The organism is Pseudodesulfovibrio sp. JC047 (genome assembly GCF_010468615.1).
Classification (GTDB): domain Bacteria; phylum Desulfobacterota; class Desulfovibrionia; order Desulfovibrionales; family Desulfovibrionaceae; genus Pseudodesulfovibrio.
In genome coordinates this window covers 126,877-147,361 of record NZ_WUEH01000001.1, presented here as the reverse complement: position 1 = coordinate 147,361, position 20,485 = coordinate 126,877, and the positions used below count along the sequence as shown (strand labels likewise).

The 20,485-nt window shown below is 51.8% G+C and carries 34 protein-coding genes; 31 read left to right on the top strand and 3 right to left on the bottom strand.

The window, feature by feature from the left end; genetic code table 11:
• Positions 1-4: 4 nt before the first annotated feature.
• From fusA to GO013_RS00630, 31 genes are all read left to right on the top strand, one after another.
• Positions 5-2,077 (top strand): elongation factor G, encoded by a 2,073-nt coding sequence (gene fusA / locus GO013_RS00780; protein WP_163808135.1) that lies wholly within the window; start codon positions 5-7, stop codon positions 2,075-2,077.
• 131 nt (positions 2,078-2,208) lie between these two features.
• Positions 2,209-2,529: a 30S ribosomal protein S10 gene (gene rpsJ, locus GO013_RS00775; protein ID WP_163808134.1), complete on the top strand. Its 321-nt coding sequence runs from the start codon at positions 2,209-2,211 to the stop codon at positions 2,527-2,529.
• 10 nt (positions 2,530-2,539) lie between these two features.
• The gene (gene rplC / locus GO013_RS00770) at positions 2,540-3,172 is read left to right on the top strand and encodes a 50S ribosomal protein L3 (RefSeq protein WP_163808133.1); all 633 of its coding nucleotides are present in this window, start codon (positions 2,540-2,542) and stop codon (positions 3,170-3,172) included.
• A gap of 12 nt (positions 3,173-3,184) precedes the next feature.
• On the top strand, positions 3,185-3,805 hold the full coding sequence (gene rplD / locus GO013_RS00765) for a 50S ribosomal protein L4 (RefSeq protein ID WP_163808132.1): 621 nt from the start codon (positions 3,185-3,187) through the stop codon (positions 3,803-3,805).
• The gene (rplW, locus tag GO013_RS00760) at positions 3,805-4,098 is read left to right on the top strand and encodes a 50S ribosomal protein L23 (protein ID WP_163808131.1); all 294 of its coding nucleotides are present in this window, start codon (positions 3,805-3,807) and stop codon (positions 4,096-4,098) included. Before rplD ends, rplW begins: the two co-directional genes overlap by 1 nt.
• Positions 4,099-4,100: 2 nt before the next feature.
• Positions 4,101-4,931 carry a 50S ribosomal protein L2 gene (gene rplB, locus GO013_RS00755; RefSeq protein WP_163808130.1) on the top strand — a complete coding sequence of 277 codons (831 nt, stop codon included), beginning with the start codon at positions 4,101-4,103 and terminating at the stop codon, positions 4,929-4,931.
• 11 nt (positions 4,932-4,942) lie between these two features.
• Positions 4,943-5,212 (top strand): 30S ribosomal protein S19, encoded by a 270-nt coding sequence (rpsS, locus tag GO013_RS00750; protein ID WP_163808129.1) that lies wholly within the window; start codon positions 4,943-4,945, stop codon positions 5,210-5,212.
• Between the two features lie 14 nt (positions 5,213-5,226).
• Entirely contained in the window at positions 5,227-5,559 is a 333-nt protein-coding gene (gene rplV / locus GO013_RS00745) for a 50S ribosomal protein L22 (protein ID WP_163808128.1), read from the top strand.
• A 1-nt stretch (position 5,560) separates the two neighbouring features.
• Positions 5,561-6,202: a 30S ribosomal protein S3 gene (rpsC, locus tag GO013_RS00740; protein ID WP_163808127.1), complete on the top strand. Its 642-nt coding sequence runs from the start codon at positions 5,561-5,563 to the stop codon at positions 6,200-6,202.
• Entirely contained in the window at positions 6,202-6,615 is a 414-nt protein-coding gene (rplP, locus tag GO013_RS00735) for a 50S ribosomal protein L16 (RefSeq protein WP_163808126.1), read from the top strand. Before rpsC ends, rplP begins: the two co-directional genes overlap by 1 nt.
• Before the next feature lie 3 nt (positions 6,616-6,618).
• Complete coding sequence (gene rpmC / locus GO013_RS00730) at positions 6,619-6,810, top strand: 50S ribosomal protein L29 (protein ID WP_163808230.1); 192 nt, start codon at positions 6,619-6,621, stop codon at positions 6,808-6,810.
• Positions 6,811-6,814: 4 nt separating this feature from the next.
• Entirely contained in the window at positions 6,815-7,081 is a 267-nt protein-coding gene (gene rpsQ / locus GO013_RS00725; RefSeq protein WP_163808125.1) for a 30S ribosomal protein S17, read from the top strand.
• A 14-nt stretch (positions 7,082-7,095) separates the two neighbouring features.
• Entirely contained in the window at positions 7,096-7,464 is a 369-nt protein-coding gene (gene rplN, locus GO013_RS00720; protein WP_163808124.1) for a 50S ribosomal protein L14, read from the top strand.
• A gap of 7 nt (positions 7,465-7,471) precedes the next feature.
• Positions 7,472-7,795, top strand: a complete 324-nt coding sequence (gene rplX, locus GO013_RS00715; protein WP_163808123.1) for a 50S ribosomal protein L24 — start codon at positions 7,472-7,474, stop codon at positions 7,793-7,795.
• Positions 7,796-7,803: 8 nt separating this feature from the next.
• A complete protein-coding gene (gene rplE, locus GO013_RS00710; RefSeq protein ID WP_163808122.1) occupies positions 7,804-8,343 on the top strand; it encodes a 50S ribosomal protein L5 in 540 nt (179 codons plus the stop codon).
• Between the two features lie 11 nt (positions 8,344-8,354).
• Positions 8,355-8,540: a type Z 30S ribosomal protein S14 gene (locus GO013_RS00705; protein ID WP_163808121.1), complete on the top strand. Its 186-nt coding sequence runs from the start codon at positions 8,355-8,357 to the stop codon at positions 8,538-8,540.
• Positions 8,541-8,555: 15 nt separating this feature from the next.
• Complete coding sequence (rpsH, locus tag GO013_RS00700; RefSeq protein ID WP_163808120.1) at positions 8,556-8,939, top strand: 30S ribosomal protein S8; 384 nt, start codon at positions 8,556-8,558, stop codon at positions 8,937-8,939.
• A 12-nt stretch (positions 8,940-8,951) separates the two neighbouring features.
• Entirely contained in the window at positions 8,952-9,488 is a 537-nt protein-coding gene (gene rplF, locus GO013_RS00695; RefSeq protein ID WP_163808119.1) for a 50S ribosomal protein L6, read from the top strand.
• A 12-nt stretch (positions 9,489-9,500) separates the two neighbouring features.
• Positions 9,501-9,860, top strand: coding sequence for a 50S ribosomal protein L18 (gene rplR / locus GO013_RS00690; RefSeq protein WP_163808118.1), 360 nt, complete (start codon positions 9,501-9,503; stop codon positions 9,858-9,860).
• Between the two features lie 17 nt (positions 9,861-9,877).
• Positions 9,878-10,369, top strand: coding sequence for a 30S ribosomal protein S5 (rpsE, locus tag GO013_RS00685; protein ID WP_163808117.1), 492 nt, complete (start codon positions 9,878-9,880; stop codon positions 10,367-10,369).
• A gap of 11 nt (positions 10,370-10,380) precedes the next feature.
• On the top strand, positions 10,381-10,551 hold the full coding sequence (rpmD, locus tag GO013_RS00680) for a 50S ribosomal protein L30 (RefSeq protein ID WP_343219512.1): 171 nt from the start codon (positions 10,381-10,383) through the stop codon (positions 10,549-10,551).
• Complete coding sequence (gene rplO / locus GO013_RS00675; RefSeq protein ID WP_163808116.1) at positions 10,551-10,997, top strand: 50S ribosomal protein L15; 447 nt, start codon at positions 10,551-10,553, stop codon at positions 10,995-10,997. Before rpmD ends, rplO begins: the two co-directional genes overlap by 1 nt.
• Before the next feature lie 26 nt (positions 10,998-11,023).
• The gene (gene secY, locus GO013_RS00670; protein ID WP_163808115.1) at positions 11,024-12,334 is read left to right on the top strand and encodes a preprotein translocase subunit SecY; all 1,311 of its coding nucleotides are present in this window, start codon (positions 11,024-11,026) and stop codon (positions 12,332-12,334) included.
• Between the two features lie 2 nt (positions 12,335-12,336).
• Positions 12,337-13,107 carry a type I methionyl aminopeptidase gene (gene map / locus GO013_RS00665; protein WP_163808114.1) on the top strand — a complete coding sequence of 257 codons (771 nt, stop codon included), beginning with the start codon at positions 12,337-12,339 and terminating at the stop codon, positions 13,105-13,107.
• Positions 13,108-13,236: 129 nt separating this feature from the next.
• A complete protein-coding gene (gene rpmJ / locus GO013_RS00660) occupies positions 13,237-13,350 on the top strand; it encodes a 50S ribosomal protein L36 (protein WP_014324049.1) in 114 nt (37 codons plus the stop codon).
• 12 nt (positions 13,351-13,362) lie between these two features.
• The gene (gene rpsM / locus GO013_RS00655; RefSeq protein ID WP_163808113.1) at positions 13,363-13,734 is read left to right on the top strand and encodes a 30S ribosomal protein S13; all 372 of its coding nucleotides are present in this window, start codon (positions 13,363-13,365) and stop codon (positions 13,732-13,734) included.
• A gap of 81 nt (positions 13,735-13,815) precedes the next feature.
• The gene (gene rpsK, locus GO013_RS00650; protein ID WP_163808112.1) at positions 13,816-14,202 is read left to right on the top strand and encodes a 30S ribosomal protein S11; all 387 of its coding nucleotides are present in this window, start codon (positions 13,816-13,818) and stop codon (positions 14,200-14,202) included.
• A gap of 14 nt (positions 14,203-14,216) precedes the next feature.
• Complete coding sequence (rpsD, locus tag GO013_RS00645; RefSeq protein ID WP_163808111.1) at positions 14,217-14,843, top strand: 30S ribosomal protein S4; 627 nt, start codon at positions 14,217-14,219, stop codon at positions 14,841-14,843.
• 12 nt (positions 14,844-14,855) lie between these two features.
• On the top strand, positions 14,856-15,896 hold the full coding sequence (locus GO013_RS00640; protein WP_163808110.1) for a DNA-directed RNA polymerase subunit alpha: 1,041 nt from the start codon (positions 14,856-14,858) through the stop codon (positions 15,894-15,896).
• Complete coding sequence (rplQ, locus tag GO013_RS00635; RefSeq protein WP_163808109.1) at positions 15,886-16,389, top strand: 50S ribosomal protein L17; 504 nt, start codon at positions 15,886-15,888, stop codon at positions 16,387-16,389. The genes GO013_RS00640 and rplQ overlap by 11 nt, the downstream gene beginning before the upstream one ends.
• 78 nt (positions 16,390-16,467) lie before the next feature.
• On the top strand, positions 16,468-17,358 hold the full coding sequence (locus tag GO013_RS00630; RefSeq protein WP_163808108.1) for a selenium metabolism-associated LysR family transcriptional regulator: 891 nt from the start codon (positions 16,468-16,470) through the stop codon (positions 17,356-17,358).
• Between the two features lie 9 nt (positions 17,359-17,367).
• Here GO013_RS00630 and GO013_RS00625 read toward each other — a convergent pair whose 3' ends face one another.
• From GO013_RS00625 to mqnE, 3 genes are all read right to left on the bottom strand, one after another.
• Complete coding sequence (locus GO013_RS00625; protein ID WP_163808107.1) at positions 17,368-18,192, bottom strand: menaquinone biosynthesis protein; 825 nt, start codon at positions 18,190-18,192, stop codon at positions 17,368-17,370.
• Positions 18,192-19,262, bottom strand: coding sequence for a cyclic dehypoxanthinyl futalosine synthase (gene mqnC, locus GO013_RS00620; RefSeq protein WP_163808106.1), 1,071 nt, complete (start codon positions 19,260-19,262; stop codon positions 18,192-18,194). The genes GO013_RS00625 and mqnC overlap by 1 nt, the downstream gene beginning before the upstream one ends.
• Before the next feature lie 120 nt (positions 19,263-19,382).
• The gene (gene mqnE / locus GO013_RS00615) at positions 19,383-20,477 is read right to left on the bottom strand and encodes an aminofutalosine synthase MqnE (RefSeq protein WP_163808105.1); all 1,095 of its coding nucleotides are present in this window, start codon (positions 20,475-20,477) and stop codon (positions 19,383-19,385) included.
• Between the last annotated feature and the right edge of the window lie 8 nt (positions 20,478-20,485).

Here is a 20,485-nt window from a genome sequence, read left to right as displayed (position 1 = left end):
TACAGTGGCGAGAAAAGTACCCAGAGATAAACAGCGCAATATTGGTATCATGGCTCACATCGATGCGGGCAAGACGACCACTACAGAGCGCATTTTGTTTTACACCGGTGTTTCCCATAAGATCGGTGAAGTTCACGATGGCGAAGCAACCATGGACTGGATGGTTCAGGAGCAGGAACGTGGTATCACTATCACGTCTGCTGCAACCACTTGTATGTGGCGGGACCATCGTGTCAACATTATTGACACACCTGGTCACGTTGACTTCACCATGGAAGTTGAGCGCGCACTGCGCGTCCTTGACGGCGCCATAGCCGTCTTCGACTCCGTGGCCGGAGTTGAACCTCAGTCCGAAACGGTGTGGCGCCAGGCGGATCGGTACGACGTGCCCCGCATGGCATTTGTCAACAAGATGGACCGCACTGGTGCGGATTTCTTCCGTTGCGTTGACATGATGAGGACTCGTCTCGGTGCTAAGGCCGTGCCTGTCCAGTTGCCTATCGGTGCAGAGGACGAATTCCAAGGTGTTGTCGATCTCATCGAAGGCAAGGCATACATCTATGATCATAAAGATCATGGTGCCAGCTTCTCCACCGTTGACGTCCCGGCAGACCTTCAGGATCAATATGAACTGATGCGTTCCGAGATGATCGAAGCCATTGCAGAAGAAGACGAAGTGCTTCTTGAAAGGTACATGGCTGACGAGGAATTGACTCCCGACGAACTGCGCGAGGGCGTGCGTAAGGCGACGAACAGCCTGACCATCTGCCCCGTGCTGTGCGGCACCGCATTCCGTAACAAGGGTGTACAGCCGTTGCTCGACGCCGTTGTCGATTACATGCCTTCTCCGCTCGATATCGAGACCATGAAAGGCATCGACCCCGACACCGAAGAAGAGATCGAGTGCCCCTGCGACGACGATAAGCCGCTCGCAGCACTTGCCTTCAAACTGATGACCGACCCCTTTGTTGGCCATCTGACCTTTTTGCGTATCTACTCCGGTAAGATCGTCAGCGGTGACACTGTCATGAACGCTGCAACCGGCAAGAAAGAACGCATTGGTCGTCTCTTGAAAATGCACGCCAACAAGCGTGAAGAAATAAAAGAGGCATTCGCCGGTGACATTGTCGCCGCCGTCGGCCTCAAATACGTAGCCACTGGCGATACCATGTCCGATCTCAAACACGCAGTCGTGCTTGAGTCCTTGGACATCCCTGATTCGGTTATCGAAGTGGCTATTGAACCCAAGACTAAGGCAGACCGTGACACATTGTCCGCGGCTCTCGTCAAACTTGCCAAGGAAGATCCGTCTTTCCGCGTCAAGGGTGATGAGGAAACCGGACAGACTCTGATCGCCGGAATGGGCGAGTTGCATCTCGAAATCATTGTTGATCGTCTCCTCAGGGAGTTCAACGTGAACGCCAATGTGGGCGCGCCCCGCGTTGCGTACAGAGAGACCATCTCCGCACCGAAAAAGGTTGATGTCAAACATGCCAAACAGTCTGGTGGTCGTGGTCAGTATGGCCACGTTGTTCTCGAAGTTGAACCCAATCCTGAGAAAGGGTACGAATTCGTGGACGAAATCAAGGGCGGCGTGATTCCCAAGGAATACATTCCCGCTGTTGATAAGGGCATTAAAGATGCCATGAAGAACGGTATCGTCGCCGGTTTCCCGGTTGTCGATGTGAAGGTCAAGCTTGTGTACGGCTCCTATCATGAAGTCGATTCAAGCGAACAGGCCTTCTACATTGCCGGTTCTCAGGCTATCAAACAAGCCTGCAAAGGTGCCAAGCCGGTCCTTCTCGAGCCGATCATGTCGGTGGAAGTTGTGACCCCTGAAGACTATCTTGGTGATGTCATGGGTGACTTGAACGGTCGTCGTGGACGCGTGGGTGAAATGGAAGCCCGCACAGGTGTTCAGGTCGTTCGGTCGTTTGTCCCGCTTTCCGAAATGTTCGGATACGCTACGGATCTTCGTTCGAAGACCCAGGGCCGCGCGACATTCACCATGCAGTTCGATCATTACGAGAAGTTGCCGAACAGCTTGGCCGAAGAATTGATGAACGGAAAAGATTAACGTAGAGCCGAGGATTTTCCCTTTGCTTGACAGTGTAGCGGGGCGGGTGTATTTAACCCGACCGCTGCAATAAATCGTGCTGTGAGTAATTATGGCACGGGCAAAGATAAATCCTTTGAGGAGAAAGCACTATGGCTGCTTCGATGGCGAGCGATCGCATCAGAATTAAATTGAGATCATACGATTACCGTATTCTTGATAAGGCTGTCACCGAAATCGTTGACACCGCTCGGAATACGGGTGCGGCAATTGCCGGCCCTGTGCCGCTGCCCACCGACATACATCGTACCACTGTTCAGAAGTCTGTTCACGTTGACAAAAAGTCTCGTGAGCAGTTTGAAATGCGTATTCACAAGCGTCTTCTGGATATTCTTGAACCCACTCAGCAGACTGTTGACGCTCTTGGCAAGCTTTCCTTGCCCGCAGGCGTTGACGTCGAGATCAAGCTCTAGGAGTATAGTTATGGCTAAGACTCTCGGATTGCTTGGCAAAAAGCTGGGCATGACACGCATATTCAAGGACGATGGTACGATTTGTCCTGTGACCGTAATCAAGGCTGGTCCTTGCCCGGTCATGCAGATCAAGACCACGGATAATGAAGGCTACAACGCTTTGCAGCTCGGTTATGATTCCATTGCCGAACGCAAAGTGAACAAGCCCATGAAAGGCCATATGGCAAAGGCCGGTAAGGATCTCTACCGTACACTCAAGGAATTTCCCCTTGAAGCGGTTGCAGAATACGAACTGGGCCAGGAAATTACCGTCGACATCTTTGCCGCCGGTGAAAAGGTCAAGATTACAGGTACCTCCAAGGGTAAGGGTTTCCAGGGTGTCATGAAGCGTCACAACTTCGCTGGCTCCCGTGCCTCCCATGGTGCTGAGAAAGTTCACCGCGTTCCCGGTTCTGTCGGTAATGCCACTTTCCCGGGCCGCGTCTGGAAGGGCAAGAAAATGCCCGGACAGATGGGTAATGCACGTGTAACCTTGAGCAACGTGGAAATCGTCGATGTCAGGCCCGAGGACAATGTCCTGTTGGTCAAGGGCCAGGTGCCCGGTCCCAACAACGGCCTCGTGATGATCCGCAAGAACGGCTAAGAGGTATACGTCATGGCTAAAATACAAGTTGTAGATCAGAATAATACGAAAGTGGGTGACTTCGAGTTGGCCCCTGAGGTTTTCGAGGTAGAAATCATGCCTGAAATCCTCAACCACGTTGTCCGCGCCCAGCGCGCTTCACAGCGTCAGGGAACCCACGCTACTAAGAATCGTGCTTTGAAGACCGGTGGCGGTCGCAAGCCTTGGCGGCAGAAGGGCACAGGCCGTGCTCGTGCCGGCTCCGTCCGTTCGCCTCTGTGGCGCGGTGGTGCAACCACCTTTGGCCCGCAGCCCCGCGATTACTCCTTCAAAGTCAATAAAAAGGTTCGCAAATTGGCCCTGAAGATGGCATTGTCCTCCCGTGCTTCTGAAGAGAAGATTACCGTGGTCAACACCATCGATCTCGCAGAGATCAAAACCAAGGCCTTTGCAGCTGTTGCTGAGAAGCTCGGCATGACCAAGACGCTTATCGTCGCCAAAGACGTTGATAAGAATTTGGAGCTGTCCGTCAGGAATATGCCCCATATCAAGGTTATTGAAGCCGACAAGCTGAATGTTTACGACGTGCTGCTGTACCCCGAGCTGGTTATGCTCGAGGCCGCCGCGCAAGACGTTCAAGAGAGGTTGAAGTAATGGATTATTCACAAGTTCTGCTCAAGCCCGTTGTTTCTGAAAAGGCCAACGATGCAAAAGAGCAATCCAATCACGTCTCTTTCTACGTCCACCCCGATTCCAACAAGATCGAGGTGAAGAAGGCCGTTGAGACAGCCTTCGACGTCAAAGTCGAGTCAGTGAATATTGTCCGGAAGAAAGCAATGCCCCGCAAGAAGTTTGGTCGTTCCACTGGTGGTCGGATTTCCGGCTACAAGAAGGCATACGTCAAGCTTGCTGTCGGTGACAAAATCGAAATATTCGAAGGAGTGTAACCATGGCAACCCGTAAGTTGAAGCCTACTTCTCCGGGTCGTCGGTTCCAGACGATCTCCGATTTCGCCGAGATCACCAGGACCACTCCCGAGAGGTCGTTGACAAAGGGCCTGACGAAAAAGTCTGGCCGTAATAATAATGGTCGTGTCACCATGCGCCGTCGCGGTGGAGGACACAAGACTCTGTACCGTCTCATTGATTTCAAACGCAACAAGGTTGGCGTTCCTGCCACGGTTGCCGAGATTGAATATGATCCGAATCGCAGCGCTCGTATTGCTCTTTTGCATTACGTCGATGGCGAGAAACGGTATATCCTGGCCCCTGTCGGCCTGAATCAGGGTGATTCCATCGTTGCTGGTGAAGGTGCTGACATCAAGCCCGGTAACGCCATGGACCTGACCCGGATTCCGACAGGTACCATCGTGCACAACATCGAACTGCATCCTGGAAAGGGTGGACAGTTCTGCCGTGCAGCCGGTACCTATGCACAGCTGGTCGCCAAAGAAGGCAAATATGCTCTTCTGCGGATGCCTTCTGGTGAGGTTCGCAAGATCCTGGCCACATGTTGTGCCACAGTCGGTCAGGTTGGAAATATTCAACATGAGAAAATCAAGATCGGTAAAGCTGGCCGTAACCGTTGGCTCGGTCGTCGCCCGAAAGTTCGTGGTGTGGCAATGAACCCGATCGATCACCCGTTGGGTGGTGGTGAAGGTCGTAGTTCCGGTGGTCGTCATCCGGTTTCCCCGTGGGGTACCCCGGCCAAGGGTTACAAGACCCGGAATACGAAGAAGGCTTCCTCGAAGCTCATCGTCAAACGCCGCGGCCAGAAGTAGGAGTATAACTAATGCCTAGATCTCTTAAAAAGGGTCCGTTCCTTGACGGGCACCTGATAAAGAAAATTCAAGTGGCTGCTGAAAATCAGGATCGCCGCGTGATCAAAACTTGGTCCCGCCGTTCCACGATCGTCCCTGAGATGGTCGGTATGACTTTCGCTGTCCATAATGGTCGTAAGTTCATCCCCGTGTTCGTTACCGAAAATATGGTCGGACACAAATTGGGTGAATTTTCCCCGACCCGTACTTACTTCGGCCATCTTGCCGATAAGAAGAAGTAGGTTAGGAGGACATCATGGAAGCTAAAGCAGTCTCTAAATTCATCCGTGTATCTCCGCGCAAGACTCGTCTTGTTGCCGAGAATATTAAAGGCAAGGGCGTGGAAGACGCGCTCAACATTCTCCGGTTCACTCCGAAGAAAGCTGCCAAAATTCTCAGCAAGGTGCTCTTTTCCGCTATTTCCAATGCGGAACAGATGCCCGGCGTTGATGTTGATTCCCTGATCGTTGATTCGGTCATGGTTAACGAAGGTCCTACCTGGAAGCGTATCCAGCCGCGTGCCATGGGCCGCGCCTATCGCATCAGGAAGCGTACCAGCCACATTACAATCGTAGTGAAGGAACAGTAATATGGGACAGAAAGTACATCCTTACGGTTTTCGTCTGGGGTATAACAAGAACTGGCTGTCCCGCTGGTACAGCAAAAAGGACTATCCTGCGTTCGTTCTTCAGGACGACCAGGTACGCAAGTTCGTTAAGAAAAAATTGTATCAAGCTGGCGTTGCCCGTATCGAAATCGAGCGGGCCGGCGGCAAGATGCGCCTGATCATCCACACTGCACGTCCCGGTATTGTTATCGGTCGTAAAGGTGTCGAGATAGAAAAGTTGCGTGAAGAATTGCGCAACAAGTTTCAAACTGAATTCACCATTGAGGTCAACGAGATCCGTCGACCGGAGGTTGAAGCTCAGCTCGTAGCTGAGAACATTGCCCAGCAGCTTGAACGTCGAATTGCCTTCCGCCGTGCCATGAAGCGTACGGTGGGCCTTGCCAGGAAATTCGGTGGAGAGGGTATCAAGGTCGCATGTGCAGGTCGCCTGGCTGGCGCCGAAATCGCACGCGCCGAATGGTACCGTGATGGGCGTGTGCCTTTGCACACACTCCGTGCCGACATCGACTATGGTTTCGCCGAAGCAGCTACTACGTACGGCGTGATCGGAGTCAAGGTCTGGATTTTCAAGGGTGAGATTCTGGACAAAGAGGTAGAACAGTAATGCTTGCTCCAAAAAGAGTAAAATTCAGAAAGCGGCAGAAAGGCCGCCTCAGAGGCAAGGCCCAACGGGGTAACAGTGTGTCCTTCGGCGATATCGGCCTGAAGGCATTGGAGCACGGAAAGATTACAGCCCAGCAAATCGAATCCGCCCGTGTCGCTATTATGCGGCACATCAAGCGCGGCGGTAAAGTCTGGATCCGCATCTTCCCTGATTTCCCCGTCACCTCCAAGCCCGCGGAAGTCCGCATGGGTAAGGGTAAAGGCGCTCCCGATGGTTGGGTTGCGCCGGTGAAACCGGGTCGTATTATGTACGAAGTTAAAGGTGTTGACATCGAGTTGGCCAAGGAAGCACTCAAGCGCGCTTCTTACAAGCTGCCGATCAAGACATCCATCGTTGTGAAGGAGGGTCTGTAAATGCTGACTTCCAAAGAACTTCGTGAACTGGATGACGCCAAGTTAAACGAGAAACTGACTGAATCTCGGAATGAGTTGTTTTCCATGCGTTTCAAGCATGCCACAGCTCAGCTCGAGAACACACAGACTCTTGTTGGCCTCAAAAAGACTATCGCCCGTATCCTGACTATTCAGCGGGAACGACAGGGAGCGTAGAGAAATGGCTGAGTTTAAATACCAAGGCAACAAGCGCGTGCTCACCGGCTTGGTGATCTCCGACAAGGCAGACAAGACGATTGTCGTCCGTGTCGAGACACTGGTGAAGCATCCGCTGCTGAAGAAGTACATTCGCCGCCGCAAAAAATTCATGGCCCATGATCCGGCTAATGATTGTGGTGTTGGCGACAAGGTGCAGATTGTCGAATCGAGGCCCATGTCCCGCCGTAAACGGTGGCATTTGGTGCAAATTCTCGAAAAGGCCGTCTAGGTTTAGGAGGAAACATGATACAAGTTGAATCCAGACTCGACGTTGCTGACAACTCTGGGGCCAAAGAGGTCCTGTGCATCAAGGTGCTTGGTGGTTCCAAGCGCCGTTACGCCAGCGTCGGTGATATTATTGTAGTGTCCGTCAAAGAGGCCATGCCCCATTCCAAAGTGAAGAAGGGCTCGGTCATGAAGGCAGTTGTCGTTCGCACCAAGAAGGAACTCGGTCGTCCCGACGGTTCCTACATCAAGTTCGACAACAATTCCGCCGTTCTGCTTAACTCAGGCATGGATCCTGTGGGAACCCGTATTTTCGGACCCGTGGCCCGTGAACTGCGTGCAGCCGGCTTCATGAAGATCGTTTCCCTCGCTCCCGAGGTCCTGTAAGGATATGATGATGAAGACTAAAATTCGCAAAGACGACAAAGTCATGGTCATCGCCGGCAAGGACAAGGGTAAGATCGGTAAGGTGTTGAAGATTCTCAAGAAGCAGGACAAAGTCCTGGTTGAGAAGGTGAATATGGTCCAGCGCCACACCAAAGCCAACCCCTATGCCCAGCAACCCGGCGGTATTATCGAGAAGGAAGCCCCGATCCATGTATCCAATGTGGCTATTGTATGCGACGCATGCACCAAGCCCACGCGGGTCGGGTACAAGAAGACTGAAGATGGAAAGAAGGTTCGCTTCTGCAAGAAGTGCAACGAAACCTTCAAGTAGGTATCAGTATGACACGTCTCGAGACAGTATATAATGAAAAGGTCGTCCCCGAACTCTTGAAAGAGTACGGTTATTCCTCTTCCATGGAGATTCCTCGCATGACGAAGATCTCCTTGAACATCGGACTTGGTGAAGCGAGCCAGAATAGCAAGCTCATCGAACCCGCTGTGAAGGAATTGACCGCCATCGCAGGCCAAAAAGCCGTTGTGACCCTGGCAAAAAAGTCCATCGCTCAGTTCAAGCTGCGCGAAGGTCTGCCGGTCGGTACTCGCGTCACTTTGCGCGGCGATGTAATGTGGGACTTTTTTGACAAGCTCGTGAGCTTTGCTCTGCCCCGTGTCCGCGACTTTCGCGGTATCCCTGATCGTGGTTTTGACGGTCGTGGTAACTTCACAATGGGCATCAAGGAACACACCATCTTCCCTGAGCTTGACATTGATAGAGTAGAGATGGTGAAGGGCATGAACGTGACAGTGTGCACGACCGCTAAGACCGATAAGGAAGGCAAAAGCCTCCTCGATCTGCTCGGTATGCCCTTTAAAAAGTAGGAGGACGGAAAGTGGCCAAAACAAGCTTACGTGTTAAGGCACGCCGCAAACCCAAGTTCAAGGTCCGCGCATATAATCGTTGTCCGATTTGTGGCCGTCCTCGAGCTTTTCTGAGGCATTATGGCATCTGCCGTATTTGCTTCCGTAACAAGGCTCTCGCTGGAGAACTTCCCGGCGTCCGCAAGGCGAGCTGGTAATTAAGGAGAAATGAAATGGCTGTTGTTGATCCTGTAGCCGACATGTTGACCCGCATTCGGAATGCGTATGGCGCATATCATAAAGATGTCGCTATCCCGACTTCCAAGATGAAGTCTTCCATCGCGGGTATTTTGAAGGAAGAAGGTTATATCACCGACTACGCTGTCGAGGACAGGGACATCAGTATTACCCTCAAGTACGTTGACGGAAAACCGCTTATTACTGGCCTCAAAAAGGTCAGTAAGCCCGGTCGTCGCGTATACGTAGGTGCTTCTGATATCCCCCGAGTCCAGAACGGCATCGGTATTTGTATCGTGTCCACATCCAAAGGGTTGCTTGAAGGTGCCAAGGCCAAAGAGGCCAATGTTGGCGGCGAGCTGCTCTGCGAAATCTGGTAAAGAGGTTCCACTATGTCTCGTATAGGAAAGAATCCCATCGACATCCCTGCGGGTGTTGAGGTATCTGTTGGAGCCTCCGAGATCCAGGTTAAGGGCCCGAAGGGGACCTTGCAGACTCCGGTCCACCCGACCGTTGAGTATAAGATCGAGGATGGCAAGGTGTATGTCTCCCGTACTGATGATTCTCGCCAAGCGCGTGGTCAGCATGGTCTTCGTCGGACCTTGCTTGCCAACTGCATTGATGGCGTGACCAAGGGCTTTTCCAAGGCCTTGGAAGTGATCGGTGTAGGTTACAAGGTGTCCGTACAGGGTAAAAAAATCGTGCTGAACGTCGGATTTTCACATCCGGTCGAGTTCGATTTGCCTGCCGGTCTCGAAGCCAAGGCGGAAGGCTCTAAGCTGACCATTGAAGGCCTCGATAAGCAACTTGTTGGAGAAGTCGCGGCACAAATCCGCCGTGTACGTCCGCCGGAACCCTACAAGGGCAAGGGCATTAAGTACACTGACGAATACATCCGCCGTAAGGCTGGTAAGTCCGGCGCTAAGTAGGGGTATAAGTCAATGAGTAAAAGCAAAAATGCACAGAGGCTTCTTCGGAAGCCCCGCATCAGAAAGAAAATATCCGGAACCGAAGTCAGGCCTCGTTTGGTCGTGTATCGGTCCAACCAGCATCTGTATGCTCAGTTGGTCGATGACGTGAACGGTGTGACTCTGGCCTCCTCCAGCACGCAAGTGCTGAACAAGGATGGCGAGACTCTCAAGGCCAACAAGGACTCTGCAACCAAAGTGGGTAAGGCTATTGCCGAAGCCGCTTTGGCCAAGAAAATTGAGACCTGTGTCTTTGACCGGAGTGGATATATCTATCACGGCAAGGTAAAAGCTCTTGCCGACGGCGCCCGTGAAGCCGGGCTTAAATTCTAGGTAGCTAGGAAAGAACAATGGAACAGAATGATAGTGGATTGATTGAAAAGATCGTCTACCTCAATCGCGTCGCCAAAGTTGTCAAGGGTGGCCGCCGTTTCAGCTTCAGCTGCCTGGTGGTCGTCGGAGACGGTGAAGGTGGAGTCGGTTATGGTTTGGGTAAGGCTAATGAAGTCCCCGAAGCCATCCGCAAGGCGTCTGAACGAGCGAAGAAGAACATGATCAATGTTCCTTTGCTCGACGGCACTCTTCCGTATGAGGTTCTTGGACGGTATGGCGCAGGCCGCGTTATGTTGAAGCCTGCAAGTCGTGGTACCGGTATTATTGCTGGTGGTCCTGTTCGTGCAATCATGGAAGCCATTGGCGTTCATGATATCCTGACTAAGGCTATTGGAACAAATAATCCGCACAACGTGCTGCGTGCCACCATGGCTGGTCTGGAGTCCCTGCGGAGTGCCGAGGAAATGTCCGCCCTGCGCGGTGTCCCGGTATCTACGCCGAGAAAGTAAAGGAGATCGCCGTGATTAAAGTAAAACAGATCAAAAGCAAGATCGGCTGCAAGCCTGACCAGGTGAGAACCCTGGAAGCATTGGGCTTGCGTCGCATCAGCCAGGTCAAAGAGCACGAAGACACTCCGGTTATTCGTGGCATGATCTATAAGGTTAGACACCTGGTGGAGGTAGTGGAATAATGAAACTGCATGAACTCTACGCCTTCCCGGAAGAATACAAGAATCGCAAACGGATTGGTCGTGGTTCCGGCTCAGGCTGGGGCAAGACATCCGGCAAAGGCCATAAGGGACAGAATGCTCGCTCCGGCGGTGGTGTTCGTCCTGGATTTGAAGGCGGCCAGATGCCTCTGGCTCGTCGTCTGCCTAAGCGCGGATTCAAGAATCCCTTCCGCGAAGAGTACCAAGCTGTGAACGTTGGCCGACTGATGGCCCTGTTCGAAGGCAAGGCAGAAATCACTTTGAACGACATGTATGAACGTGGTGTTGTCAAGAACAACGCCCCGGTCAAAGTGCTCGGGACTGGTGATGTTGCTCAGGCCGTGACCATTGAAGCTCATCGCTTCAGTGCGTCTGCAGCCGAGAAAATTGCCAAGGCCGGCGGTACCGCCAAGGCCATTGAAGCTTAACACTCTACTCGAAGGGTATTGATACGATGTCAGGAGTTGATAATATTGCCCGATTGCCAGAGCTGCGTAAAAAGCTGCTCTGGACGTTCGCACTGCTTGCTGTCTACCGGATGGGCATTCATATACCTATTCCCGGCGTTGACAGTGCGGCTCTGACGGAGTTTTTCGCCCAGGCGCAGAACACCCTCTTCGGGATATTCGATATGTTCTCGGGCGGTGGACTGTCCAATATGTCCATCTTCGCACTGGGCATCATGCCCTACATTTCGGCGTCGATTATTCTTCAGCTCCTGACCGTCGTGTCGCCCGAGCTGAAGCGCCTCCAAAAGGAGGAAGGCGAGGCCGGACGGAAAAAAATAACCCAGTACACCAGGTACGGGACCGTACTCATCACCATCGTGCAGGGCTTTGCCATTGCCACTGGTCTTGAGTCGATGAGTAGCCCCACGGGCGCGCCCATGGTGCTGTTCTCCGGCATCAGTTTCAAGTTGATTACCATCTTGACGCTGACTGCTGGGACCGTATTCCTGATGTGGCTGGGTGAGCAAATGACTGAAAAGGGAATCGGAAACGGTATCTCCCTGATCATTTACGCTGGTATTATCGCGGGTCTTCCGGCCGCAGTGATTAATACTATCCAGTTGATGACCGTCGGTGAAATCACCCTGTTCATTCTGCTCTTTCTGATACTCGTGATGATCGTCACTTTGGCTTTCATCGTGTTTATGGAAAGAGGGCAGCGCAGGATTCCGATTCACTATGCCAAACGTCAGCAAGGACGTCGCATGTTCGGTGGGCAGACAACGCATCTGCCGTTGAAGATCAACACCGCTGGTGTTATTCCTCCGATCTTTGCTTCATCCATACTGATGTTCCCTGCAACGCTTGCACAGTTCTCCAATAACGAGTTCCTGCAAGATTTTGCAGCCTTCATGAGCCCAACTTCCATTGTCTACAACTTGTTGTTCATTGGAATAATCATATTCTTCTGCTATTTCTACACGGCGATCATGTTTGATCCCAAGGGAATTGCCGAGAATATTCAGAAGCAGGGCGGTTTTATCCCGGGCATTCGTCCGGGGAACCGTACTCGCGAATACATTGACAGAGTGCTGTCCCGTATTACATTGTGGGGAGCGTTTTATGTGTCCGCGGTCTGCGTGCTGCCAATGGTCCTGATCAGCAAGTTCAGCGTGCCGTTTTATTTCGGCGGAACATCCCTGTTGATTGTGGTTGGCGTAGCCATGGATTTCATGGGGCAGGTCGAGTCTTATCTGATCTCTCGTCAGTACGAAGGTTTGATGGGCAAGGCTGGTAAATTGAAGGGCAGGCATTAGCTTTGAAAAAGTTCAGAGGTGTTTTCCTCAAAAACGATAAAGAGATTGGCCTCATGCGTGAGGCCAATCGCATTGTTTCCACTATCCTTGATGAACTGGGAGAGAACGTCAAACCTGGCATCTCAACCATGTTTCTAGAGGATATATGCCGTTCTATGTGCGATCAATATGACGTGCGTCCGGCATTTCTGGGGTATCAGGGATTCCCTTTTGCCCTGTGTTGTTCTGTGAATGAAGAGATTGTTCACGGCTTTCCTTCCAAGGAGCGTATCCTGAATGAAGGGGACATTGTCAGCGTTGACATGGGTGTCGTGTTCAAAGGATTCTACGGAGATTCCGCTCGGACCTTCGCAGTGGGACAGGTTTCGGACGAAGCAAAAAAGCTTATGGACGTAACCAAAAAGTCTCTTTATAAGGGTATTGAAAAAGCCATTCCTGGAAACAACCTGTATGACATCTCCGCGGCAGTCCAGTCATACGTCGAAGGGTTTGGTTTTGGTATAGTCCGTCGTTTTGTAGGACACGGGATCGGCAGTCATCTTCATGAGAAGCCTGAGATCCCCAACTTTGTTCCCAAGGGCATGTCCGGCGTTCCTCTTAAAGCCGGAATGGTGCTTGCCATTGAGCCGATGGTCACGCTTGGGAGTTATGAAGTTGAAGTTCTCGAGGATCAATGGACAGCGGTGACCAAGGACAGGAAACTGTCCGCTCACTTTGAGCATACGATTGCTGTCACCTCCGATGGACCAAGGATATTGAGCTCGACCGATTAGTCTTCATGGAGATGAGACAATTCGGACTTGCTTATTGTCGTAAAACGCTGTAGTAAACACAGCTTCGTTTAAAAGGCCACCCCCAATAGGGGGCATAGGCATTATTGTATTCAGACAATGGAGATGGTCATGAAAGTAAGACCTTCTGTTAAGAAAATGTGTTCCAAGTGCAAAGTAATCAGGCGCAACGGTGTCCTGCGGGTGATCTGTGAGAACCCCCGGCACAAGCAGCGTCAAGGATAGAGGGAAATAACTATGGCACGTATTGCTGGTGTTGATCTGCCGAAGAACAAGCGCATTGATGTTGCGCTGACGTACATTTACGGCATCGGCCGGACCATGGCCCTGCAGATTCTCGAGACCTCGAAAGTGGACTGGAAAACCAACAGTGATAACCTCACTGCTGAAGAAGTCAGCCAGATTCGTCTTGAGATTGAAAACAACTACAAGGTTGAGGGTGACCTCCGTCGTGAGATCACCACCAATATCAAACGTTTGATGGACATTGGCTGCTACCGTGGCCTGCGCCATCGTCGCGGTCTGCCCGTTCGTGGACAGAAATCCAAGACAAATGCTCGTACTCGCAAGGGTCCCCGTCGTTCTGTCATGGGCCGCAAGAAGAAATAAGTACGCGACATCGCGAATATCGCTCTTTGGTGATATACCAAAGAGCGTTGTATAGACATTTATTCAACGGAGATTAAGGCAATGGCTAAACCCCGTCGATCTGGGAAGAAGAAAGAGAAGAAGAATATTCCCGTCGGCATTGCCCACGTCAAAGCCACGTTCAATAACACGATCGTGACCTTCTCAGACGTAAAAGGTAATGTCGTCAGCTGGGCTTCTGCAGGTGCTCATTTTAAAGGCTCCCGCAAGTCCACTCCTTTCGCGGCACAGATGGCAGCAGAATCCGCCGCCAAGCGCGCTCAGGATTCCGGAATGCGTACAGTCGGTATTTACGTCAAGGGCCCTGGCTCTGGACGTGAGGCCGCCATGCGCGCCATCAACAACGCAGGCTTTAAAGTGACCTTCATTCGGGATATCACACCGATTCCCCACAATGGTTGCCGTCCGCCTAAACGCCGCAGGGTCTAATAAGGAGAAGTATCGTGGCAAGATATACTCAAGCAAAATGCAAGCTGTGCCGTCGAGAGGGAGAGAAACTCTTTCTCAAGGGCGATCGCTGCTACACTGATAAGTGCGCTTATGAAAAGCGCCCCTACCCGCCGGGACATTCCGGACGTATGCGTCACAAGATGAGCGATTACGCCATCCAGTTGCGAGAAAAACAGAAAGTCCGCCGTATGTACGGAGTGCTGGAAGGCCAGTTCCGTATGTATTACCATCGTGCTGATGGCATGAAGGGTGTGACCGGTCATAATTTGTTGATGCTGCTCGAGCGTCGCCTTGACAACGTGATCTATCGCCTTGGCTTTGCCAACTCCCGCGATCAGGCTCGTCAGTTGGTGCGTCATGGTATCTTCAAACTCAATGGCCGTCGCGTGAGCATCCCGTCCATGCAGGTTCAGTCCGAAGATATCATTGAAGTTCGAGAAGAAGCTCGCAAGATCCCTGTGATCAGCGAAGCCCAGGAAGTCATTGCCCGTCGCGGTTGCCCTGAGTGGTTGGAATCTGACGGTGCCAACTTCAAGGGCACGGTTAAGGCCATGCCGAGCCGGGAAGACATCCAGTTCCCGATCAACGAGCAGCTTATTGTCGAATTGTACTCCAAGTAAATAGGGGACTTCATGCTTATTGAGAACGGCGACAAACTCATCAACACCCGCAATTGGAGCGAATTGGTCATGGCCGACAAACTGGTCCGTGATCCCAAGTCCTCCGAGATGTACGGTAAATTCATTTGTGAACCACTTGAGCGTGGGTATGCCACAACCATTGGTAATGCCATGCGCCGGGTTCTTCTTTCTTCTATGCAAGGCTGTGCCATCGTGTCTGCCTCGCTTGAGGGAGTACAGCATGAATTCACCACCGTGCCTGGTGTTCTTGAGGACATGACCGAGGTCGTGTTGAACCTGAAAATGGTTCGCATGGCTATGACAACGGATGAGCCTCAGCGTTTAACTCTTGAAGCCAATAAGAAAGGGCAGGTCACTGCCGGCATGATCCAGGAAAATCAGAACGTCACTGTTTTGAACAAGGATCAGCTCATTGCCACCCTGACTGAAAATCGTAGCTTCAAGATGGAGTTGGAGGTCCGCATGGGCAAAGGGTACGTCCCGGCTGACATGCATGAAGGACTCACCGACGAGATCGGCTCCATGATCCTCGACGCCAGTTACTCCCCAGTCAAAAAGGTCGCATACGCTGTTGAACAAGCGCGTGTCGGCCAGATGACCAACTACGACAAGCTCATTCTCGAGGTCTGGACCGATGGTTCAGTCTCCCCCGAGGATGCCTGTGCATACAGTGCCAAAATCCTGAAAGAGCAATTGTCCGTCTTTATCAATTTTGATGAACTCTCTTCGGAGACTCAAGAAGAAGAAGACGATGCCATTGATCTGAACCCGAACCTCTTCAAATCAATTGATGAGCTTGAACTGTCAGTTCGCGCCACCAACTGCTTGAAGGCCGCCAACATTCAGTTGGTTGGTGAATTGGTTCAGCGTACCGAACAAGCCATGTTGAAGACCAAGAACTTTGGTCGTAAATCTCTTGATGAGATTCGTCGGGTGCTTGATTCCATGACGTTGAAATTCGGTATGACGGTTGAGGATTTTGACAAGAAATACCAGGAATGGTTGAAGAGGAAAGAGAAAAATGAGGCATAGAAAGTCAGGCCGTAAACTGAACCGGTCCAATACTCATCGTGCCGCCATGTTCAAAAACATGGCCCGCGCCCTGCTGACCTACGAGCAGATCCGCACGACTGAACCCAAGGCAAAAGAACTTCGTCGCATTGTCGATAAGCTCATCACCTTGGCTCTCCGTAACGATCTTCATGCTCGCCGCCAGGCCTATAAGGTTCTTGGCAGTCATCAGTTGGTTCAGCGTCTCTTCGACGAAATTGGGCCTCGCTTTGAAGGTGGAACGGGTGGATACACTCGCATCATCAAACTCTCCCAGCCCCGTAAGGGTGACTGCGCCCCCATGGTCATTATTGAATTGACCCAGAAGGCTGCAGACGCTCCGGCTGAGAAGGAAGCGAAACCTGCCAAAGAAGAGAAAAAAGCTGCTCCTGAAAAGGCCGCAGCCAAAAAAGAAACTCCTGCTGAAGAGAAGCCTGCTGAGAAAGCTGCTTCTGAAGAAGCCGAAGAAAAGTAATGTTAAAAGGCGGGTCTTTGACCCGCCTTTTTTTATGCTTTTTAATATAGATTTTATCGATAGACAGGATAGAAAACAATGGATGTCCGAAAGCTTGAAGCCTTTTGTCGAGTCTATGAATTGCAAAGTTTTTCCAAGGCTGGTGATGTGATGTTTTTGTCGCAGCCGACTATCAGTTCTCATGTTGCCAACTTGGAAGAGGAACTTGGCGTCAAACTTTTTGATCGCTTGGGACGCACTATTTTACCCACCGACGCTGGTGAAGTTCTGTATGTGAGTGCGGTCAAGGTTTTTGCCAATCTGGATCAGGCGCGGGCGTCCATCGAAATGTTACGGAATAGGGTGGTTGGTGATATGGGAGTCGGGTGCAGCACGATTCCCTCGTTGGGACTTTTGCCGCAGATTTTGTCCGGTTTTTCGCGAAAGTATCCAGCGGTCAATTTCACGGTTCACACGCATGATTCTACAGAAATAATTCAGCGTGTTCTTTCTGGTGAATTCCCTGTGGGGATTGTTGGGCAAAAGCCTGAGGAACCAGAATTGGTCGCGGTGCAATTGGCAGATGATGAGCGAGTCCTTGTGGCATCTCCAAAAGTGTCGTGGCTGCCAGACAGAGGTCCTGTTTCGCTCTCTCACGTCGCGTCTCTGCCCTGGATTATGCGTGAACGAGGGTCAGCCACCAGACGGGTGTTGGAAAAAGCTCTGGAAGAGGCTGGGCACAGTATTCATGACTTGCCGGTTCGGTGTCGTGTTGAAGGAACATCAGAAGGACTTGCGTATGCTGCGCAAGGGATGGGTGTGTGTTTTACATCCCGACTGGTCGCTGAGGACATGATTGCACGGAATGTGCTGACCGCCCTTGATGTCCCTGCGTTGGCAGGGACACGGCAATTCTACCTCATTTACCATAGCGGTCGGCACATGTTTCCGGCGTTGAAGGCCTTTGTGGGGTTTAACTCTTCGGAATAGCGTATTTTTTTATGGAATGAACGCAATCTCCGGGGTCGATTCTATGAGTCCGGTGTTTTTGAGATGCTTGTAAAACAAAGTCAGTCCCTTGCGCTCTTCTTCACCGAGATCATAGACCAATCCATCGAAATATGAGCGCATTTCCTCAGTGGACAGACAGCTTTCGTTGGCTGCCAACTGGCACATCTGTTCGATGTTTTCAATCCCCCATTGCTTTGCTTCGAGAAGCATGGTGACGGCTTTTGCCAAAATGGGTGCGGATTTCTCCCAGCTTTTTCGCTGCACGATCCAGACGCCGAAGATGAACGGCAGTCCAGTGAGTTCCCGCCATGCTTCGCCCAGATCGATTCGGTGTGGGTAATCCGGGTGATAGCGAAGGTTCAGGGCTTCATCTCCAATGGCAAGGATGGCGTCTGGGCGTTCGCCTTTTTCAAGGACAACCGTTGCATTTCCTGTGACCGATTCCGTTGATATATTCCAGAGTTCCTTTTGCAATACTGCGAGCAGGGCTGCCGAAGTATGCGTTTGAGAACTGACCAGAATGGTTTTCCCCTGAAGGGCTTTCACTGGGTGGCGGCTCAATAACAACACGCTTTGGACAGGCCCGCGACTTCCGATGGCCAGATCCGGAACCAGATAATATTTCTCAGGGTGACGTGCATATTCAATGGATGAAGCGGCTGAAATATCCAACTTTTCGGCATCCATCAGTCTGTTCAAGGCCGACGGTGGCCCGGATTGGATGTGAAAACTGTTCGGGATTTCTTGGGTTTCCAGTGGATGGTAGATGGGCAGCACGTTGAGATACCCGATTTTTCCGAGTTGAATAGTCATTATCGAGTCTCCAGAAGTGTATAGTCCATGGTCCGTTGCCGTGGCGTGAAACCGGCTGCCGTGACGAGTCGATTGATTTCCTGTTGCGATAAGCGAAATGACACCCCAGCCGCCTTGACCACGTTTTCTTCAAGCATGGTTGAGCCAAAGTCGTTTCCGCCAAAATAGAGGGCGAGTTGAGCGATTTTTGGTCCCATGGTGACCCAGGAAACCTGCACGTTGTCGATATTGTCGAGCACGATGCGTGAGACCGCCAACAGACGAAGGTATTCGATGCTGGTGAGTTTTCGACACTCAGGCAATTCTGTGTGATCCGGTTGGAATGTCCATGGGATGAACGCGGTGAATCCGCCGGTTTTGTCCTGGGTGTCACGAACTGCGAACAGGTGCTCCAAACGTTGTGTCGGCGTTTCTTTATGTCCGAACATCATGGTGGCAGTTGTCCGCAAACCCTGTTTGTGAGCTTGTTCCATGACATTGAGCCATTCATCTGTTGGACATTTGTTGGGCGAAACCGTTGACCTTACAGCATCAACCAGGATTTCGGCACCGCCACCCGGGATGGAATCCAGTCCGGCGGCGTGGAGTCTGGCAATGACATCGGCCACGGGGATGCCTTCCTTGTCGCTCCAGAAAACGATTTCCGGCGGTGAAAAGGCGTGGATGTGGACGGTGTAATTTGCTTTGATATACCGCAGCATTTCTTCGTACCACGTTAATGGAAGGTCTGGGTGGTGCCCCCCCTGCATGAGGATTTGAGTGCCGCCAAGATCCAGCGTTTCCTTGATCTTCTGGCCTATTTCTTCATGGCTTAGTACATAGCCACCGTCCTGATTCGGCGTCTTGTAGAAGGCGCAGAACTTGCAGCAGCAGACGCAGATGTTGGAGTAGTTGATATTTCTGTCAACTACGTAGGAGACAATCGGGTCAGGGTGTTTGGTCAAGCGGACATGATGGGCCAATCGTCCCAGATCGTGAAAATTCGCTGTTTCGTAGAGCAGTGTGGCTTCGTCAAAATCAATTCGTTCGCCACCCATGATCTTATCAAATATGGTATCCAATTTGCGCATACGTTTACTCACATGGCTCATATGGTGTGTGTCCCTGTCGCGTCTGCGAAAGCGTGGACTGACAAGGGATGTAAAATTGGCGCACGGTGCAAAGCCGTGGCACCATTCGACAGAGTTGTTCTATAATTTGTTGAAAAATCCGTCGCGTTCAACCGGGGTGCATCCGCAGCCGCGAATCATTTCCATCAGTTCGGTCCGAGTCATTCCCTGTTCGGATGTGGCTCCGGCTTCGTGCCCGATTTTTTCTTCCACGACGGTGCCATCAAAGTCGTCAGCACCGAATTTCAAGGCCGCCTGCGCCTGTTTGACGCCGAGCATGACCCAATACGCCTTGATGTGCGGGATGTTGTCGAGCAGGAGTCGGCTGACCGCAATAGTGCGGAGTTCTTCCAGGCCCGTGAGCGGATTGCCAATGGTCAATTGGCTGTTTTCCGTCAGGAAAGGCAGGGGGATGAAACAGGTATATCCGCCACCACGATCTTGGGATTCCCGGAGTTGGATAAGGTGATCGACGCGGTCTTCGATGGATTCAATGTGTCCGAAAAGCATGGTGCAATTGGATTTGAGTCCCAGACCGTGTGCCTGTTCGTGAACGGCCAGCCATTCCTTGGCCGTGGCTTTGCGTGCGCATATCTGTTGTCGAATGGCCGGGGCAAAGATTTCGGCACCGCCTCCGGGCAACATGTCCAGACCAGCGGCTTTGAGTCGGGTGAGGACTTCAAGGGTGGAAACGCCTTCGACCTCGGCGAAATGGGCGATTTCTACGGCGGTGAAACATTTCAGGACCACATTGGGCAGTCGGGTTTTGATCGCTGTGAGCATGGCTTCGAAGTACGCCAGTCCGAGTCTTGGATGACACCCGCCCACGATGTGGATTTCACTGGGGGTGAGTGCGGCAGCGTCAATTTTGGCGATGACATCGTCCGTGCTCAGCACGAAACCGCCGTCCTGGCCTTCTTCCCGTTGATAGGCGCAAAAGATGCAGCCGTTGACACACACGTTGGTATAATTGACGTGCTGGTTGACCACATAAAATGCTGTGTCGCCGTGCATTTGGGTTCGGACCTGGTGGGCAAGTGCGCCCACAGCCAGCGGTTCGGGGCATTCGAAGAGGGTGATGCCGTCTTCGAAGCTCAAGCGTTCGCCGTTATCAATTTTCTTTTTGATAGTGGCGAGGCCCATGTTTTCATAGTACGTGTTTTTGAATAGACGCATGTCGTCTC

Bases quoted from the DNA above. Each gene is read 5' to 3' on its own strand.
- rplF (WP_163808119.1), top strand. From the start codon at position 8,952: ATGTCTCGTATAGGAAAGAATCCCATCGACATCCCTGCGGGTGTTGAG.
- secY (WP_163808115.1), top strand. From the start codon at position 11,024: ATGTCAGGAGTTGATAATATTGCCCGATTGCCAGAGCTGCGTAAAAAG.
- mqnC (WP_163808106.1), bottom strand. From the start codon at position 19,262: ATGCGCAAATTGGATACCATATTTGATAAGATCATGGGTGGCGAACGA.
- rpsQ (WP_163808125.1), top strand. From the start codon at position 6,815: ATGGCTGAGTTTAAATACCAAGGCAACAAGCGCGTGCTCACCGGCTTG.
- rpsJ (WP_163808134.1), top strand. From the start codon at position 2,209: ATGGCTGCTTCGATGGCGAGCGATCGCATCAGAATTAAATTGAGATCA.
- rplV (WP_163808128.1), top strand. From the start codon at position 5,227: ATGGAAGCTAAAGCAGTCTCTAAATTCATCCGTGTATCTCCGCGCAAG.
- rpsM (WP_163808113.1), top strand. From the start codon at position 13,363: ATGGCACGTATTGCTGGTGTTGATCTGCCGAAGAACAAGCGCATTGAT.
- rplE (WP_163808122.1), top strand. From the start codon at position 7,804: ATGACACGTCTCGAGACAGTATATAATGAAAAGGTCGTCCCCGAACTC.
- rpsE (WP_163808117.1), top strand. From the start codon at position 9,878: ATGGAACAGAATGATAGTGGATTGATTGAAAAGATCGTCTACCTCAAT.
- GO013_RS00640 (WP_163808110.1), top strand. From the start codon at position 14,856: ATGCTTATTGAGAACGGCGACAAACTCATCAACACCCGCAATTGGAGC.
- rplW (WP_163808131.1), top strand. From the start codon at position 3,805: ATGGATTATTCACAAGTTCTGCTCAAGCCCGTTGTTTCTGAAAAGGCC.
- rplB (WP_163808130.1), top strand. From the start codon at position 4,101: ATGGCAACCCGTAAGTTGAAGCCTACTTCTCCGGGTCGTCGGTTCCAG.
- rpsS (WP_163808129.1), top strand. From the start codon at position 4,943: ATGCCTAGATCTCTTAAAAAGGGTCCGTTCCTTGACGGGCACCTGATA.
- rpsC (WP_163808127.1), top strand. From the start codon at position 5,561: ATGGGACAGAAAGTACATCCTTACGGTTTTCGTCTGGGGTATAACAAG.
- rplR (WP_163808118.1), top strand. From the start codon at position 9,501: ATGAGTAAAAGCAAAAATGCACAGAGGCTTCTTCGGAAGCCCCGCATC.
- rpmJ (WP_014324049.1), top strand. From the start codon at position 13,237: ATGAAAGTAAGACCTTCTGTTAAGAAAATGTGTTCCAAGTGCAAAGTA.
- rplC (WP_163808133.1), top strand. From the start codon at position 2,540: ATGGCTAAGACTCTCGGATTGCTTGGCAAAAAGCTGGGCATGACACGC.
- rpsH (WP_163808120.1), top strand. From the start codon at position 8,556: ATGGCTGTTGTTGATCCTGTAGCCGACATGTTGACCCGCATTCGGAAT.
- rplN (WP_163808124.1), top strand. From the start codon at position 7,096: ATGATACAAGTTGAATCCAGACTCGACGTTGCTGACAACTCTGGGGCC.
- GO013_RS00625 (WP_163808107.1), bottom strand. From the start codon at position 18,192: ATGACTATTCAACTCGGAAAAATCGGGTATCTCAACGTGCTGCCCATC.
- mqnE (WP_163808105.1), bottom strand. From the start codon at position 20,477: ATGCGTCTATTCAAAAACACGTACTATGAAAACATGGGCCTCGCCACT.
- rpsK (WP_163808112.1), top strand. From the start codon at position 13,816: ATGGCTAAACCCCGTCGATCTGGGAAGAAGAAAGAGAAGAAGAATATT.
- rplX (WP_163808123.1), top strand. From the start codon at position 7,472: ATGATGAAGACTAAAATTCGCAAAGACGACAAAGTCATGGTCATCGCC.
- rplO (WP_163808116.1), top strand. From the start codon at position 10,551: ATGAAACTGCATGAACTCTACGCCTTCCCGGAAGAATACAAGAATCGC.
- rplQ (WP_163808109.1), top strand. From the start codon at position 15,886: ATGAGGCATAGAAAGTCAGGCCGTAAACTGAACCGGTCCAATACTCAT.
- GO013_RS00630 (WP_163808108.1), top strand. From the start codon at position 16,468: ATGGATGTCCGAAAGCTTGAAGCCTTTTGTCGAGTCTATGAATTGCAA.
- rplD (WP_163808132.1), top strand. From the start codon at position 3,185: ATGGCTAAAATACAAGTTGTAGATCAGAATAATACGAAAGTGGGTGAC.
- rplP (WP_163808126.1), top strand. From the start codon at position 6,202: ATGCTTGCTCCAAAAAGAGTAAAATTCAGAAAGCGGCAGAAAGGCCGC.